This window comes from Streptomyces sp. NPDC001852 (genome assembly GCF_042891825.1).
Taxonomy (GTDB): domain Bacteria; phylum Actinomycetota; class Actinomycetes; order Streptomycetales; family Streptomycetaceae; genus Streptomyces.
This window is the reverse complement of the sequence record NZ_JBIATN010000003.1, coordinates 307,502-321,763: the sequence shown is the minus strand read 5'-3', so window position 1 is coordinate 321,763 and position 14,262 is coordinate 307,502. Positions and strand designations below refer to the sequence as shown.

At 71.6% G+C, this 14,262-nt stretch carries 13 protein-coding genes; 10 read left to right on the top strand and 3 right to left on the bottom strand.

Annotated features, from left to right (window positions below):
* Positions 1-25: 25 nt before the first annotated feature.
* The 6 genes from ACFYZB_RS06795 to ACFYZB_RS06770 all read left to right on the top strand — a co-directional run bounded on the left by ACFYZB_RS06795 (position 26) and on the right by ACFYZB_RS06770 (position 7,276).
* Positions 26-1,879 carry a biotin carboxylase N-terminal domain-containing protein gene (locus tag ACFYZB_RS06795; RefSeq protein WP_388755166.1) on the top strand — a complete coding sequence of 618 codons (1,854 nt, stop codon included), beginning with the start codon at positions 26-28 and terminating at the stop codon, positions 1,877-1,879.
* A gap of 7 nt (positions 1,880-1,886) precedes the next feature.
* The gene (locus tag ACFYZB_RS06790) at positions 1,887-3,047 is read left to right on the top strand and encodes an acyl-CoA dehydrogenase family protein (protein WP_388755163.1); all 1,161 of its coding nucleotides are present in this window, start codon (positions 1,887-1,889) and stop codon (positions 3,045-3,047) included.
* Positions 3,048-3,068: 21 nt separating this feature from the next.
* Positions 3,069-4,640, top strand: coding sequence for a 4-coumarate--CoA ligase family protein (locus tag ACFYZB_RS06785; protein WP_388755160.1), 1,572 nt, complete (start codon positions 3,069-3,071; stop codon positions 4,638-4,640).
* Positions 4,637-5,371 (top strand): enoyl-CoA hydratase family protein, encoded by a 735-nt coding sequence (locus ACFYZB_RS06780; protein ID WP_388755158.1) that lies wholly within the window; start codon positions 4,637-4,639, stop codon positions 5,369-5,371. Before ACFYZB_RS06785 ends, ACFYZB_RS06780 begins: the two co-directional genes overlap by 4 nt.
* 4 nt (positions 5,372-5,375) lie before the next feature.
* On the top strand, positions 5,376-5,996 hold the full coding sequence (locus ACFYZB_RS06775) for a TetR/AcrR family transcriptional regulator (protein WP_351206364.1): 621 nt from the start codon (positions 5,376-5,378) through the stop codon (positions 5,994-5,996).
* A gap of 233 nt (positions 5,997-6,229) precedes the next feature.
* Positions 6,230-7,276: an isopenicillin N synthase family dioxygenase gene (locus ACFYZB_RS06770; RefSeq protein ID WP_388755155.1), complete on the top strand. Its 1,047-nt coding sequence runs from the start codon at positions 6,230-6,232 to the stop codon at positions 7,274-7,276.
* A gap of 122 nt (positions 7,277-7,398) precedes the next feature.
* Here the strand turns inward: ACFYZB_RS06770 and ACFYZB_RS06765 are convergent, their stop codons facing one another.
* Positions 7,399-8,499 (bottom strand): citrate synthase 2, encoded by a 1,101-nt coding sequence (locus ACFYZB_RS06765; RefSeq protein WP_351206360.1) that lies wholly within the window; start codon positions 8,497-8,499, stop codon positions 7,399-7,401.
* Positions 8,500-8,664: 165 nt separating this feature from the next.
* Between ACFYZB_RS06765 and pdxH the strand changes: the two genes are divergently transcribed.
* Together pdxH and ACFYZB_RS06755 are read left to right on the top strand one after the other, a co-directional pair.
* Positions 8,665-9,351 (top strand): pyridoxamine 5'-phosphate oxidase, encoded by a 687-nt coding sequence (gene pdxH, locus ACFYZB_RS06760; RefSeq protein ID WP_388755153.1) that lies wholly within the window; start codon positions 8,665-8,667, stop codon positions 9,349-9,351.
* Between the two features lie 386 nt (positions 9,352-9,737).
* Positions 9,738-10,493: an SIS domain-containing protein gene (locus ACFYZB_RS06755; RefSeq protein ID WP_388755152.1), complete on the top strand. Its 756-nt coding sequence runs from the start codon at positions 9,738-9,740 to the stop codon at positions 10,491-10,493.
* Positions 10,494-10,508: 15 nt separating this feature from the next.
* On the opposite strand, the gene ACFYZB_RS06750 is transcribed toward ACFYZB_RS06755, so the two are convergent.
* Complete coding sequence (locus tag ACFYZB_RS06750) at positions 10,509-11,960, bottom strand: PAS domain-containing protein (protein WP_388755149.1); 1,452 nt, start codon at positions 11,958-11,960, stop codon at positions 10,509-10,511.
* Positions 11,961-12,241: 281 nt separating this feature from the next.
* On the opposite strand from ACFYZB_RS06750, the gene ACFYZB_RS06745 reads away from it, so the two are divergent.
* Positions 12,242-12,934, top strand: coding sequence for a metal-dependent transcriptional regulator (locus tag ACFYZB_RS06745; RefSeq protein WP_069780244.1), 693 nt, complete (start codon positions 12,242-12,244; stop codon positions 12,932-12,934).
* Positions 12,935-13,012: 78 nt separating this feature from the next.
* Here ACFYZB_RS06745 and ACFYZB_RS06740 read toward each other — a convergent pair whose 3' ends face one another.
* Positions 13,013-13,228: a hypothetical protein gene (locus ACFYZB_RS06740; RefSeq protein ID WP_388755146.1), complete on the bottom strand. Its 216-nt coding sequence runs from the start codon at positions 13,226-13,228 to the stop codon at positions 13,013-13,015.
* A gap of 90 nt (positions 13,229-13,318) precedes the next feature.
* Here ACFYZB_RS06740 and ACFYZB_RS06735 point away from each other — a divergent pair, with 90 nt between their 5' ends.
* Positions 13,319-14,218, top strand: coding sequence for an alpha/beta fold hydrolase (locus ACFYZB_RS06735; RefSeq protein WP_388755143.1), 900 nt, complete (start codon positions 13,319-13,321; stop codon positions 14,216-14,218).
* Positions 14,219-14,262: the final 44 nt, after the last annotated feature.

Below are 14,262 nucleotides of genomic sequence, written 5' to 3'. Positions count from 1 at the left end.
GGCCATGACGGATATGAGGGGTTCCGTGATTACGACACTGCTGGTCGCCAACCGGGGCGAGATCGCCTGCCGGATCTTCCGCACCTGCCATGAGCTGGGAATCCGGACGGTCGCCGTGCACTCGGACGCCGACGAGAACGCGCTCCACGCGCGCGTGGCCGACAGCGCGGTACGGCTGCCGGGCGCGGCGCCCGCCGATACGTATCTGCGCGGCGACCTGATCGTGAAGGCGGCCCTCGCCGCGGGCGCGGACGCCGTGCACCCCGGCTACGGCTTCCTCTCCGAGAACCCCGGCTTCGCCCGCGCCGTCCTGGACGCCGGACTGACCTGGATCGGCCCGCCGCCGGAGGCCATCGAGGCGATGGCGTCCAAGACCCGCGCGAAGGAGCTCATGGGTCTCGCGCCCCTCGAGGCGGCCGACGTCACCCAGGCCGATCTGCCGGTGCTGGTGAAGGCGGCCGCCGGCGGCGGGGGCCGCGGGATGCGGATCGTGCGCCGCCTGGAGGAGCTGAGCGCCGCGCTGGCCGGCGCGCGCGCCGAGGCCGCGAGCGCCTTCGGCGACGGCGAGGTGTTCATCGAGCCCTACCTGGAACACGGCCGCCATGTCGAGGTGCAGATCCTCGCCGACACCCACGGCACGATCTGGCCCCTCGGCACCCGCGACTGCTCCCTGCAGCGCCGCCACCAGAAGGTCATCGAGGAGGCCCCCGCACCCGGCCTCTCCGAGTCGCTCACGGAGGACCTGTACGCGCTCGCCACACAGGCCGCGTGCGCCGTCGCCTACGTCGGCGCCGGCACCGTCGAGTTCCTGGTCGCCGACGGCCGCGCCCACTTCCTGGAGATGAACACCCGCCTCCAGGTCGAACACCCGGTGACGGAGGAGGTCTTCGGCATCGACCTGGTCGCCGAACAGATCCGCATCGCGGAGGGCGCGGCCCTGGAGAAGAACCCGCCACGCGCGCGTGGCCACGCGATCGAGGCCCGCCTGTACGCCGAGGACCCTGCCCACGACTGGGCCCCGCAGACCGGCACCCTGCACCACCTCGCCGTACCGGCCGGCACCCGCCTGGACACCGGCTACACCGACGGCGACACCATCGGTGTCCACTACGACCCGATGCTCGCCAAGGTCGTCGCCCACGCACCCACCCGCACCGAGGCGATCCGCCGTCTCGCCGGCGCCCTGGAGCGAGCCGACCTGCACGGCCCGGTCACCAACAGGGACCTCCTCGTACGCTCACTGCGCCACGCGGAGTTCACGGGCGGCCGCATGGACACCGGCTTCTACGACCGCCACCTGCCCGCCCTGACCGCCCCGGCCCCCGACCCGCTCGCCCCGCTCGCCGCCGCCCTCGCCGACGCCCGCGGCCGCTCCCGCTTCGGCGGCTGGCGCAACGTTCCCTCACAACCGCAGGTCAAGCGATACGCGGTGGCGGGCGAGGAGCACGAGGTCCGCTACCGGCACACCCGGGACGGCCTCGCGGCCGACGGGGTGCGCGTCGTGCACGCCGACGCGCGCACGGTCGTCCTCGAAGTAGACGGCGTGGAGCGCCGGTTCACGGTGACGGCGTACGGCGACGAGGTGTACGTGGGCGCCACCCGCCTCACCGCCCTGCCCCGCTTCCCCGACCCCACCGCCCAGCACGCCCCGGGCTCCCTGCTCGCACCGATGCCGGGCACGGTCGTACGCATCGCCGAGGGCCTGGCGGAAGGGGCAACGGTTCAGGCCGGTCAGGGCCTCGTATGGGTGGAGGCGATGAAGATGCAGCACCAGATCTCGGCGCCGGTCACAGGAACGCTGACCGCGCTGCACGCCAGGACCGGCCAGCAGGTGGAACCAGGAACGTTGCTCGCCGTCGTGCAGGAAACCTCTTCTTAGGAGCCCCATGTCTCCCGTCATCGAAACCGAAGAGCACAAAGCCCTCCGCTCGGCGGTAGCCGCCCTCGGCAAACGCTACGGCCGCGACTACCTGGTCCAGACCGTCGCCGCGGGCAAACCCCCCACCGAACTCTGGTCCGAGGCGGGCAAGCTCGGCTACCTCGGCGTCAACCTCCCGGAGGAGCACGGCGGCGGGGGTGGCGGCATCAGCGAACTCTCCATCGTCCTGGAGGAGTTGGGCGCTGCGGGCTCCCCCCTCCTCATGCTCGTCGTCTCCCCGGCCATCTGCGGAACGGTCATCTCCCGCTTCGGCACCGAAGAACAGAAGCGTGCCTGGCTCCCCGGGATCGCCGACGGAACCCGCCTCATGGCCTTCGGCATCACCGAACCCGACGCCGGCTCCAACAGCCACCGCATCACCACCACCGCCCGCCGCGACGGCGCCGACTGGCTGCTCACCGGCCGCAAGGTCTTCATCTCCGGTGTCGACATCGCGGACGCCGTCCTCATCGTCGGCCGTACCGAAGACGCCCGCACCGGACGCCTCAAGCCCTGCCTGTTCATCGTCCCGACGGACGCCGAGGGCTTCCAGAAACGGCCGATCGACATGGAACTGGGCGCCGCCGAGAAGCAGTTCGAGCTGGTCCTGGACGACGTACGACTGCCCGCCGACGCACTCGTCGGCGACGAGGACGCCGGCCTGCTGCAGCTGTTCGCCGGCCTGAACCCCGAACGGATCATGACCGCCGCGTTCGCCATCGGGATGGGCCGGTACGCCCTCGCCAAGGCCGTCGAGTACGCCCGCGACCGCACCGTCTGGAAGTCCCCGATCGGCGCCCACCAGGCCATCGCCCACCCCCTCGCGCAGGCCCACATCGACCTGGAACTGGCCCGGCTGATGATGCAGAAGGCGGCCCATCTCTACGACACCGGCGACGACATCGGTGCAGGCGAGGCCGCCAACATGGCCAAGTACGCGGCCGGGGAGGCCTGCGTGAAGGCCGTCGACCAGGCCGTGCACACCCTCGGCGGCAACGGACTCACCCGCGAGTTCGGGCTCGCCTCGCTGATAACGGCCGCACGCGTGTCTCGTATTGCTCCGGTGAGCCGGGAGATGATTCTCAACTACGTCTCCCATCAGACCCTGGGCCTGCCCAAGTCGTACTGAGTCCAGCCGCTTGGAGGAACCGTGTTCCACAGCGAGTACGCAGACGTCCCGCCCGTGAGCCTCCCCATCCACGAGGCCGTCCTGGGCCACGCCGCCGCATTCGGCGACCGCCCCGCCCTGATCGACGGCACGGACGGCACCACGCTCACGTACGAGCAGGTGGACCGGTTCCACCGGCGCGCCGCCGCCGGACTCGCCGACGCGGGCGTGCGCAAGGGCGACGTCCTCGCCCTGCACAGCCCCAACACCATCGCCTTCCCGACCGCCTTCTACGCGGCCACACGCGCGGGCGCCTCCGTCACCACCGTCCACCCGCTCGCCACGCCCGAGGAGTTCGCCAAACAGCTCGGCGACAGCGGCGCCCGCTGGATCATCACCGTCTCACCGCTGCTGGGCACCGCCCGCCGCGCCGCCGAACTCTCCGGCGGCATACGCGAGATCTTCGTCTGCGACAGCGCCCCCGGACACCGCTCGCTCATCGACATGCTCGCCACCACCGCCCCCGAGCCCCAGCCCGCCTTCGACCCGGCCGAGGACATCGCCGCGCTGCCGTACTCCTCCGGCACCACCGGCATCCCCAAGGGCGTGATGCTCACCCACCGGCAGATCGCCACCAACCTCGCCCAGCTCGAACCCGCCGTACCGGCCGCCCCCGGCGACCGCATCCTCGCCGTCCTGCCGTTCTTCCACATCTACGGCCTCACCGCCCTGATGAACGCGCCCCTGCGCAAGGGCGCCACCGTCGTCGTCCTGCCCCGCTTCGACCTGGAGACCTTCCTCGCCGCCATAGAGAACCACCGCATCACCGGCCTGTACGTCGCCCCGCCGATCGTCCTCGCCCTCGCCAAGCACCCGGCCGTCGCCCGCTACGACCTCTCCTCCCTGAAGTACGTCATCAGCGCCGCCGCCCCCCTGGACGCCCACCTCGCCCGCGCCTGCTCCCAGCGGCTCGGCCTGCCCCCGATCGGCCAGGCCTACGGCATGACCGAACTGTCCCCCGGCACCCACGTCGTCCCCCTCGACCGGCTCCACGACGCCCCCGCAGGCACCGTCGGCAGGCTCATCGCCGGCACCGAGATGCGCATCGTGTCCCTGGACGACCCCGACAAGGACCTCGGCACCGGCGAGTCCGGCGAGATACTGATCCGTGGCCCCCAGGTCATGAAGGGCTACCTCGGCCGCCCCGACGCCACCGCCGCCCTGATCGACACCGACGGCTGGCTGCACACCGGGGACGTGGGACACGTCGACGAGGACGGCTGGCTCTTCGTCGTCGACCGCGTGAAGGAACTCATCAAGTACAAGGGCTTCCAGGTGGCCCCCGCCGAACTCGAGGCCCTGCTGCTCACCCACCCCGGCATCGCCGACGCCGCCGTCATCGGCTCCTACGACGACGACGGCAACGAGATCCCGCACGCCTTCGTCGTCCGCCGCGCGGACGCCGCCGAGGAGCCGACGGAGAACGAGATCATGCTCTACGTCGCAGAACGCGTGGCACCCTACAAACGCATCCGCCGGATCACCTTCATCGACACCGTCCCCCGCGCCGCCTCCGGAAAGATCCTGCGCCGGGAACTGAGGGAGCTGCCGTGACACTGATCAGCCGCACACGCGCGCGTGCCGTCGAAACCCTCAGCCTCGACGCCACCGCCACCCGCAACGCACTCTCGGCCGCCCTCGTCTCCGAACTCGCCGACGCCCTCACCGACTGCGGCAAGGACCCCGACGTACGCGCCGTCGTCCTCACTCACACCGGCACCACCTTCTGCGCCGGCGCCGACCTGCGCGACCCACCGCACCCCGATGCGCTCACCGGCCTGCTCCGGCAGGTCCTCGAACTGCGCAAACCCGTCGTCGCCCGCGTCACCGGCCACGTCCGCGCGGGAGGCCTCGGCCTCCTCGCCGCCTGCGACATCACCGCCGCCTCCACCGAGGCCACCTTCGCGTTCACCGAGGTCCGCATCGGCGTCGCCCCCGCGGTGATCTCCCTCCCCGTGATCCCGCGCGCCGACCCCCGCGCCCTCGCCCGCTACTTCCTCACCGGCGAACGCTTCGACGCCCCCGAGGCCGTACGCGTCGGACTCCTCACCGTCACCGGCGACGACGTGGACGACACCCTCTCCCCGATCCTCGACGGCCTGCGCCGCTCCTCACCCCAGGGCCTGGCCGAGACGAAACAGCTGCTCACGGCTAGGGTGCTGGAAACATTCGACCGGGACGCGGCGGACCTGACCGCGCTCTCGGCCCGGCTGTTCTCCTCCGCCCAGGCCCGGGAGGGGATGACGGCCTTCCTGGAAAGACGCGACGCGGCATGGGTGGTGTGACCGGATGAGTACGACGGCGGAACGCGACCGCGTGGCCAGAGAACGCGCGCCCAAACAGGACCGCAGCCGCGCCACCCGGCAGCGGCTCCTCGAGGCCGCCGTGGCCTGCCTGGCCGAACACGGCTGGGCGGGCTCCACCGTCGCCGTCGTCGCCGAACGCGCCGGAGTCTCCCGCGGCGCCGCCCAGCACCACTTCCCCACCCGCGAGGACCTGTTCACGGCCGCGGTCGAATACGTCGCCGAAGAACGCTCCACCGCCCTGCGGGCCCTCTTCCCGGCCGGACCCGCCGACCGCCGCGCCGTCGTCACCGCCCTCGTCGACCTCTACACCGGCCCCCTCTTCCGCGCCGCCCTCCACCTGTGGGTCGCCGCCTCCAACGAGGACCAGCTGCGCACCCGCGTGACCGAGCTCGAGGCCCGCGTCGGCCGCGAGACCCACCGCATCGCCGTAGACCTCCTCGGCGCCGACGAGACCCGCCCCGGCGTCCGCGAAACCGTCCAGGGCCTCCTGGACATGGCACGCGGCCTCGGCCTCGCCAACCTCCTCACCGACGACACCGCCCGCCGCGCACGCGTCGTCGCCCAGTGGTCCGACCTGCTGGAACACGCGATTCCCGGCAAGTGAACCGGGCCACAGGCGTTTGCCGCGCCGCGCAGTACCCTTGCCCCATGCCTCCGATGCTCGTCCGCCGCCGCCACGTGGACTACGTGCGCGTCACGAGCATGAGCTGTCGGCCTTCGGCCTGATTCAGCCTCTTTTCTCCCGCCTTCTTACGGCATCTTCTAACGGCATCCGGGGCGACGCCTCCCACACCTGCGGCGGCCTGCCCGTGGCCCACACACCCCGTGGACGCACCCATGACGACGCACACCGCATCGACGCACCCCACGACGACCCCGTCGTACGACCAGCTCCCCATCATCGACCTGTCGGCCGCAGACCGCGGCCCCCAGGCCCGCGCCCTGCTCCACGCCCAGCTGCACAGCGCCGCCCACGACGTCGGCTTCTTCCAGCTCGTCGGACACGGCGTCACCCAGGCAGAGACCGACGCGCTGCTCACCGCCATGCGCGCCTTCTTCGCCCTCCCCGAAGCCGACCGCCTCGCCCTCGACAACATCAACTCCCCCCACTTCCGCGGCTACACGCGCACCGGCGACGAACGCACCGCCGGCGCCCGCGACTGGCGCGACCAGCTCGACATAGGCGCCGAACGCCCCGCCCGCGTCCCCGCCCCCGGCGAACCCCCCTACTGGTGGCTCCAGGGCCCCAACCAGTGGCCCACCGCCCTGCCCGAACTGCGCACGGCAGCCCTGGCCTGGATCGACAAACTCAGCGCGGTGGCCGACCGCCTCCTGCACGAGCTCCTCACCGCCATCGGCGCCCCCGCCGACTTCTACGACCCGATCTTCGGCACCCAGGCCCACCCGCACCTCAAGCTCGTCCGCTACCCCGGCAGCGCCGGCGACGGCACCGACCAGGGCGTGGGCGCCCACAAGGACTACGGCTTCCTGACCCTGCTCCTCCAGGACACCGTCGGCGGCCTCCAGGTCCAGCGCGAGGACGGCCACTTCCACGACGTCCCGCCCATCGACGGCGCCTTCGTCGTCAACCTCGGCGAACTCCTCGAAGTCGCCACCAACGGCTACCTCCTCGCCACCAACCACCGCGTCGTCAGCCCCGCGGGAGCGACGGAACGCTTCTCCGTCCCGTTCTTCTACAACCCACGCCTCGACGCCAGGGTCGAGCCACTGCCCTTCCCCCACGCGTCGAAGGCCCCGGGCATCACGACCGACCCGGCCAACCCCCTGTACGCCGAGTACGGCTACAACGAACTCAAGGGCAAGCTCAGGGCACATCCGCTGGTGGCGGAGAGGCACCATGCAGGTTTGCCAGCGGCAGCATGAAAGACGGGCCCCGAAGGGGCCGTCCTTCAGGGGCGCGGGGGCCGTGTCCTATGAGGCTCCGCCGCGTGGGCGCGACAAGCCACGAGACACCCGCAGCCGCCCACGCGCCCCGCCCACCCCTCTCAGTGGGCGATCTCCCCGTACCCCTCGATGTCCTCCGGCCTCCGCGGCCCAGGCCCCACATACCGAGCCGAGGGCCGCACAAGCCGACCCGTCCGCTTCTGCTCAAGAATGTGCGCGGACCACCCAGCCGTACGGGCGCACGTGAACATCGACGTGAACATGTGCGCCGGAACTTCGGCGAAGTCGAGCACGATCGCGGCCCAGAACTCCACATTGGTGGCCAGCACCCGATCAGGCCGACGGCTGTGCAACTCCTCCAGCGCCGCCTTCTCCAACGCCTCGGCGACCTCGAACCGCGGAGCACCCAGCTCCCGCGCCGTACGCCGCAGCACCCGCGCCCGCGGATCCTCGGCCCGGTACACCCGGTGCCCGAACCCCATCAGCCGCTCACCACGGTCCAGCGCCTGCCTGACGTACGCCTCCGCGTCCCCCGTCCGCTCGATCTCCTCGATCATCCCGAGCACACGCGAGGGTGCACCCCCGTGCAACGGCCCGGACATTGCCCCGACCGCCCCCGACAGCGCCGCGGCGACATCCGCACCCGTGGACGCGATGACCCGCGCGGTGAAGGTGGAGGCATTCATCCCGTGCTCGGCCGCGGACGTCCAATAGGCATCCACAGCGGCGACATGCTTCGGATCGGGCTCACCCCGCCACCGGATCATGAACCGCTCCACCACCGACTTCGCCTTGTCGATCTCCCGCTGCGGCACCATCGGCAGCGTCTGCCCGCGCGCCGACTGGGCGACGTACGACAACGCCATCACCGCGGCCCGCGCAAGATCGTCCCGCGCGCGCCGCTCGTCGATGTCGAGCAGCGGCTTCAGCCCCCACACCGGGGCCAGCATGGCCAGCGCCGACTGCACATCCACACGGATGTCACCGGAGTGCACCGGGATCGGGAAGGGCTCGGCGGGCGGCAGCCCGGGATTGAAGGCACCGTCGACCAGCAGTCCCCACACGTTCCCGAACGAGACATGACCGACCAGGTCCTCGATGTCGACGCCCCGGTACCGCAGGGCGCCCCCCTCCTTGTCCGGTTCGGCGATCTCCGTCTCGAACGCGACGACTCCCTCGAGTCCGGGTACGAAATCGGACATCAGGCGGCTCCTTGAGATGGTTCGGCGGCGGTCACCCCGGTGATGCCCCGTTCGACCGGTGGTCACCCAAACCGCAAGGGACCAGCACGATAACCCCCCGTGCCAGACTTGGGGAGTCCGTACGACACTCAGTGCCAGTGGCGTTCGATACGGCAAGATGACCGCGTGACCGACCGCGACCCGCTCCTGGACCCCGTCCTCGATCCCGCCGCCATGCGCAAGCAGTACCGGGCGGAAGGCCTCGCCGAACAGGACCTCGCCGCACACCCGATGGACCAGTTCGCCCGGTGGTTCGAGGACGCCGCCCGAGCGGCGCTGCACGGCACCATCTACGAGCCCAACGCCATGGTCGTCTCCACGGCGGACGCGGCGGGCCGCCCCAGCTCGCGCACGGTCCTGATGAAGCAGTTCGACACCGAGGGTTTCGTCTTCTACACCAACTACGACTCCCGCAAGGCCCGCGACCTCGCGGAGAACCCGTACATCTCCCTGCTCTTCCCCTGGCACCCACTGGCCCGCCAGGTCATCGTCACCGGCACCGCCCACCGCACCGGCCGCGACGAGACCGCCGCCTACTTCCGCACCCGCCCGCACGGCTCCCAGCTCGGCGCCTGGGCCAGCGCCCAGTCCACCGTCATCGCCTCCCGCACCGAACTGGACACCGCCTACGCCGACCTCCAGGCCCGCTACCCCGAGGACGAACAGGTCCCGGTCCCCCCGCACTGGGGCGGCTTCCGCATCACCCCGCACACGATCGAGTTCTGGCAGGGCCGGGTGAACCGCCTGCACGACCGCCTCCGCTACACCGCCCGGCCGGACGGCACCTGGCAGGTCGAGCGCCTGGCCCCCTGAGGAGCCGGAAAACGCCGGAGAACGCAGGAAAACGCAGACGACCCGCGGGCTGGGTTCCTCAAGGAGGAGCCGGCCGGACGTACCGGCAGCCCGCGGGTCGGGTGACTGCTTGGGATTTGGGCCGGCTGCACGCGTCTGTCACGTGCTGGTCCGGCACCGCACTGGATGTGGTGGCGGACCGCTAGCCCGCAGCCACCTCACGCGTCCGGTATTCATACATCTGCCGAACCACCTCCCTTCTCGTGTGCTCCACACCTTAGGAAGCCGATGGACGGCGCTCAACTGTTTTTTTCGGAGATCCTGGCGGGCCCACACGCCCGTATTGACACCACACTGGTCCAGACCGCACGGTGATCCGCGACACAGACGCTGCGAAGGGGCACCGCATGAGCGACGGCACGCCTGCCGACCTGTTCTTCGACGCCGCGATCGGGCTGTTGCAACGGGTGCGTGAGGAGGAGGCCGGGGCGATCGCCGCGGCCGGGACCCTGCTTGCCGACACCGTTGCCGCCGGTGGCCGGCTGTTCGCCTTCGGCGCGGGGCACTCCTCCCTGGCCGCACAGGACGTCGTCTACCGTGCCGGTGGCCTCGCTCTGATGAACCTGCTCGCCGTCCCCGGCGTGGTGGGTGTCGACGTCACCCCGGCCACTCTGGGCTCCGCCCTCGAACGGGTCGACGGTCTCGCGAGTGCCGTCCTCGACACCTCACCGCTCCGTGCCGGCGACGCTCTCGTGATCATCTCCCTCTCCGGCCGGAACGCCCTGCCCGTGGAGATGGCCCTGAGCGCCCGCGCCCTCGGTGTGAAGGTCATCGGCGTCACCTCGGTCGCGTACGCCGCGCAGACCACGTCCCGGCACTCCTCCGGCAGCTTCCTGAAGGACCACTGCGACGTCGTCCTGGACTCGAAGATCGCCGTCGGTGACGCGGAGCTCACCCTGGACACCATCCCGGCGCCCTTCGCCCCGGCCTCCACGGTCGTCACCGCCGCCCTGATGCAGGCCGTCATGGCGACCACCGCGGCCGCCCTCGCCGACCGGGGCATCGAACCCCCGCTCCTGCGCTCGGGCAACGTCGACGGCGGGCACGAGTGGAACGGCCGCGTGATGCGGGAGTACGGCGACCGGATCTTCTACCGGCACTGAGCCGCCGCGGCCCGCTCATTCGCCCCGCAGAGCGTCCGCCAGGTCCAGTGCCGCCGCGATGCGGACCGCCACGTCCTCCGCGTAGGCCGTGTCGGACCGCTCGAAGCGGCTGCGGCCGGAGCCGCGCAGGAAGGTGACCACGCCGAGGGTCCGACCCCGGCTGCGCAGCACCGCGCACAGGGCGTGCACCGCGTCACCGGGCCACTGCCGGGCCAGTGCCCATTCCCGCGCCCGCTGCGCCGGGACCGACCCGGCGTCCGCGCGCACGGCCCCGGCCCGGGCCACGCACTGCAGCGCCGGATGGCCCGGTTCGTAGCGCACGGGGAGCCCGGCCGCGCCGGTGAGCAGGCTGGGTCCCGGCGCTCCGGCGGGCGTCGCGGCGAGCCGTACCAGCCGTGCGGCCGCCTCCTCGCCCCCCGAGCCCTCCGAGCCCCCTGAACTCCCCGAATCCTCCGAACCCTGCGAATCCTGCGGATTCTTCGAGCGTGGGGAGGGCACCACCCGGTCGATCAACGCGTGGTCGGCGAAGCCGGCGAGGGCGAAGTCGAGGTGGACGGTGGCCGCCTCGGCCGGGTCCTCGCACTCGGCGGCGGCGCGCGCGGCCCGGTGCAGCTGGTTGGTGCGGAACCGCAGCAGGGCCGCCTCCTGCTCGCCCTGCCTGCCCTCGGTGACGTCCTGGAACAGCCAGCCGACGCCGAGCGGCACGGGTTCCTCCGCGAGGGGTGAGGCCAGCCGCACGAAGCCGTTGCGCCAGCAGCGCCGTTCCTCGCCCCGGGCGGTGCGCACGGTCACCCACATGTCGGCGGGCGCGGGCGGGGCGCCCTCGGCCAGCACATGGGTGAACGCGGCCTCCAGTTCCTCCACGCCCTGCGCGAGCAGTTCGCCGAGCGGCCGGCCCAGCGCGGACGTGCGCCCGATGCCGAGCGCACGGGCCGCGTGCGCGTTGACGACGGCGGGCCGCAGGTCGGCGTCGATGAGGACGACTCCCCAGGCCGCGTCCTCGAACAGCGCCTCGCTCAGCGCGATCGACCGCTCCAGGTCGATCTGTGCGTGCACCTCGCTGAACGCGCAGTACACCCCGGCGGGCTTTCCGTCGGGTCCGCGCACGGCGGCGGACTGCGTCCGTACGAGGACTCGCCCGCCGTCCTTGGTGACCAGCGCGAACTCGTGCACCTGCCGGCCGGGTGCGTGCATGGCCGACATCAGCCGGGCCTGCACCTCCTCGGCGTCGGCGCTGCGCACGGCCCATCCGGCGAAGCCGTGCCGTCCGACCGCCTCGGCGGCCGTCCACCCGAGGATCCGCTCGGCCTCCCGGTTCCAGTGTGTGACGACCCCGTCGGCGTCGAAGGCGCACAGGGCCGCGTCCATGCCGTCGAGCAGTGCGGCGAGCAGGTCGGATCCCCCCGACTCACCGGGCTCGTCCGGCCCCAGTTCGTCGGTGGTCCCACTCCGCCGGGAAGCACTCACCTGGACCCCCTGCAGGCTGCGTCGGCGCGTATGCGGCGCACGGTTCGCTCAGTGGTCTTCATTCAACTGGAACGTGACCCACCCCACATCCTGTTCCCGCAAGATTGGTGGCACGAGATTGAACGCGTCCGCCGCGCCCGGCGGCGGGCGGAACCCCCTACGGTGGTCCCCGTACCGGCCCGTTCCGCCGGAGGCCCCCGCTTGTCAGTCGGATCCGGCAGAATTGGTGCCAGGGCCAGCGCACGCGCCGGGCTGCCGGCAGAGGTAATCGAGGGGCACGTATGTCCGGACTGATCGACACCACGGAGATGTATCTCCGCACCATCCTCGAGCTCGAAGAGGAAGGCGTCGTCCCCATGCGCGCCCGCATCGCGGAGCGGCTCGACCAGAGCGGGCCGACGGTGAGCCAGACGGTGGCGCGGATGGAGCGTGACGGGCTCGTTTCCGTCGCCAGTGACCGTCATCTGGAGCTGACGGACGAGGGCCGCAGGCTCGCCACGCGGGTGATGCGCAAGCACCGGCTGGCCGAGTGTCTCCTCGTCGACGTGATCGGCCTGGAGTGGGAGCAGGTGCACGCGGAGGCGTGCCGCTGGGAGCACGTGATGAGCGAGGCCGTCGAGCGGCGGGTGCTGGAGCTGCTGCGGCACCCGACCGAGTCGCCGTACGGCAATCCGATCCCGGGCCTGGAGGAGCTGGGCGAGAAGGACGGCGCCGATCCGTTCCTGGACGAGGGCATGGTCTCGCTGGCCGACCTGGACGCGGGCGCGGACGGCAAGACGGTCGTCGTCCGCCGCATCGGCGAGCCGATCCAGACGGACGCGCAGCTGATGTACACGCTGCGGCGCGCGGGTGTGCAGCCCGGTTCCGTGGTGAGCGTGACGGAGTCGGCGGGCGGTGTCCTGGTGGGCAGCGGCGGTGAGGCGGCCGAGCTGGAGGCGGACGTCGCCTCGCATGTGTTCGTCGCCAAGCGCTGAGCAGGAGAGGGCCCCGGCGCCTTGTGGCGCCGGGGCCTGTCCTCCCCTGTGCTGACCCGGAGCCCCGAGCTCTCAGGGTCATCCCCCTCGGACCGTTTTTCCCCGAGCGGTCCGCCTCCCGCCAGAAGAGATCCCCTCGATGGCGGCGATCATTCCTTGAGGGGTGTCACTCGAATGAGGGGTGTTGTCCGCAGAGACGGATTTTTCGAATGGGTATTCGATAGTCTGCGGCGGCAGGACATGCACGACGATGTGCTCGGCGATGTGCGCGGCGATCTGCACGATGACGAGCACGACCACTAGCACGACAGCGACAGCAGCGAGTACGAGCGAGTACGGCAGTACACCGGTACGAGTCAGGCGGAGCTGGGGGGTGCCAGGCCCATGGCACGGCGTATCGACGTGACGGGAGCGGGCGGGGTGCGCCTGGCCGCCTGGGAGTTCGCCGACCCGCCCAAGACGGGCCTCGACCCGGCGGACGATCAGGTGGACGGCTGGGCGGACGCGGCGCCCGGCGCCCCGGGCGTGCTGTTACTCCACGGCCTGATGGGCCGTGCCTCCCACTGGGCCTCGACCGCCCGCTGGCTCGCCGCACGCCACCGTGCCGTGGCCCTCGACCAGCGCGGGCACGGCCAGAGCGAGAAGCCCCGACAGGCCGCCTACACCCGCGAGGCCTATGTCGAGGACGCCGAGGCCGCCCTGGAACAGCTCGGCCTCGCCCCCGCACTCCTCATCGGCCACGCCATGGGCGCGCTGACCGCCTGGCAGCTCGCGGCGAAACGCCCCGAACTGGTCCGGGGCCTGATCATCTGCGACATGCGGGCCTCGGCCCTGGGCGCCGCCTCGCAGCGGGAGTGGGCCGACTGGTTCCAGGCCTGGCCCGTCCCCTTCGCCACGCTGGCCGACGTGCGCAAGTGGTTCGGTGAGGACGATCCCTGGGTGGAGCGGCCGAATCCGGCGCGCGGGGAGTTCTACGCCGAGGTGATGCACGAGGGTGCCGACGGCTGGCGGCCCGTGTTCGAGCCGGAGCAGATGCTCAGGTCCCGGGAGACCTGGGTGTACGACGCGCACTGGGAGGAGCTGGCCCAGGTGCGGTGCCCGACGCTGGTGGTGCGTGGGGTGGACGGGGAGCTGGGGCGGGCGGAGGCGCAGGAGATGGTGCGGGTGCTGCCGGCGGGGGAGTACGCGGAGGTTTCCGATGCGGGGCACCTTGCGCACTATGAACTGCCGTTGGCTTGGCGGGGGGCTGTCTCGCCGTTTCTTGATCGGGTGCTCGGGGTTTGAGTGCCTGTTCGTCTGCCGGGTCGGGCTTTCGTCGGCGAGTGCGG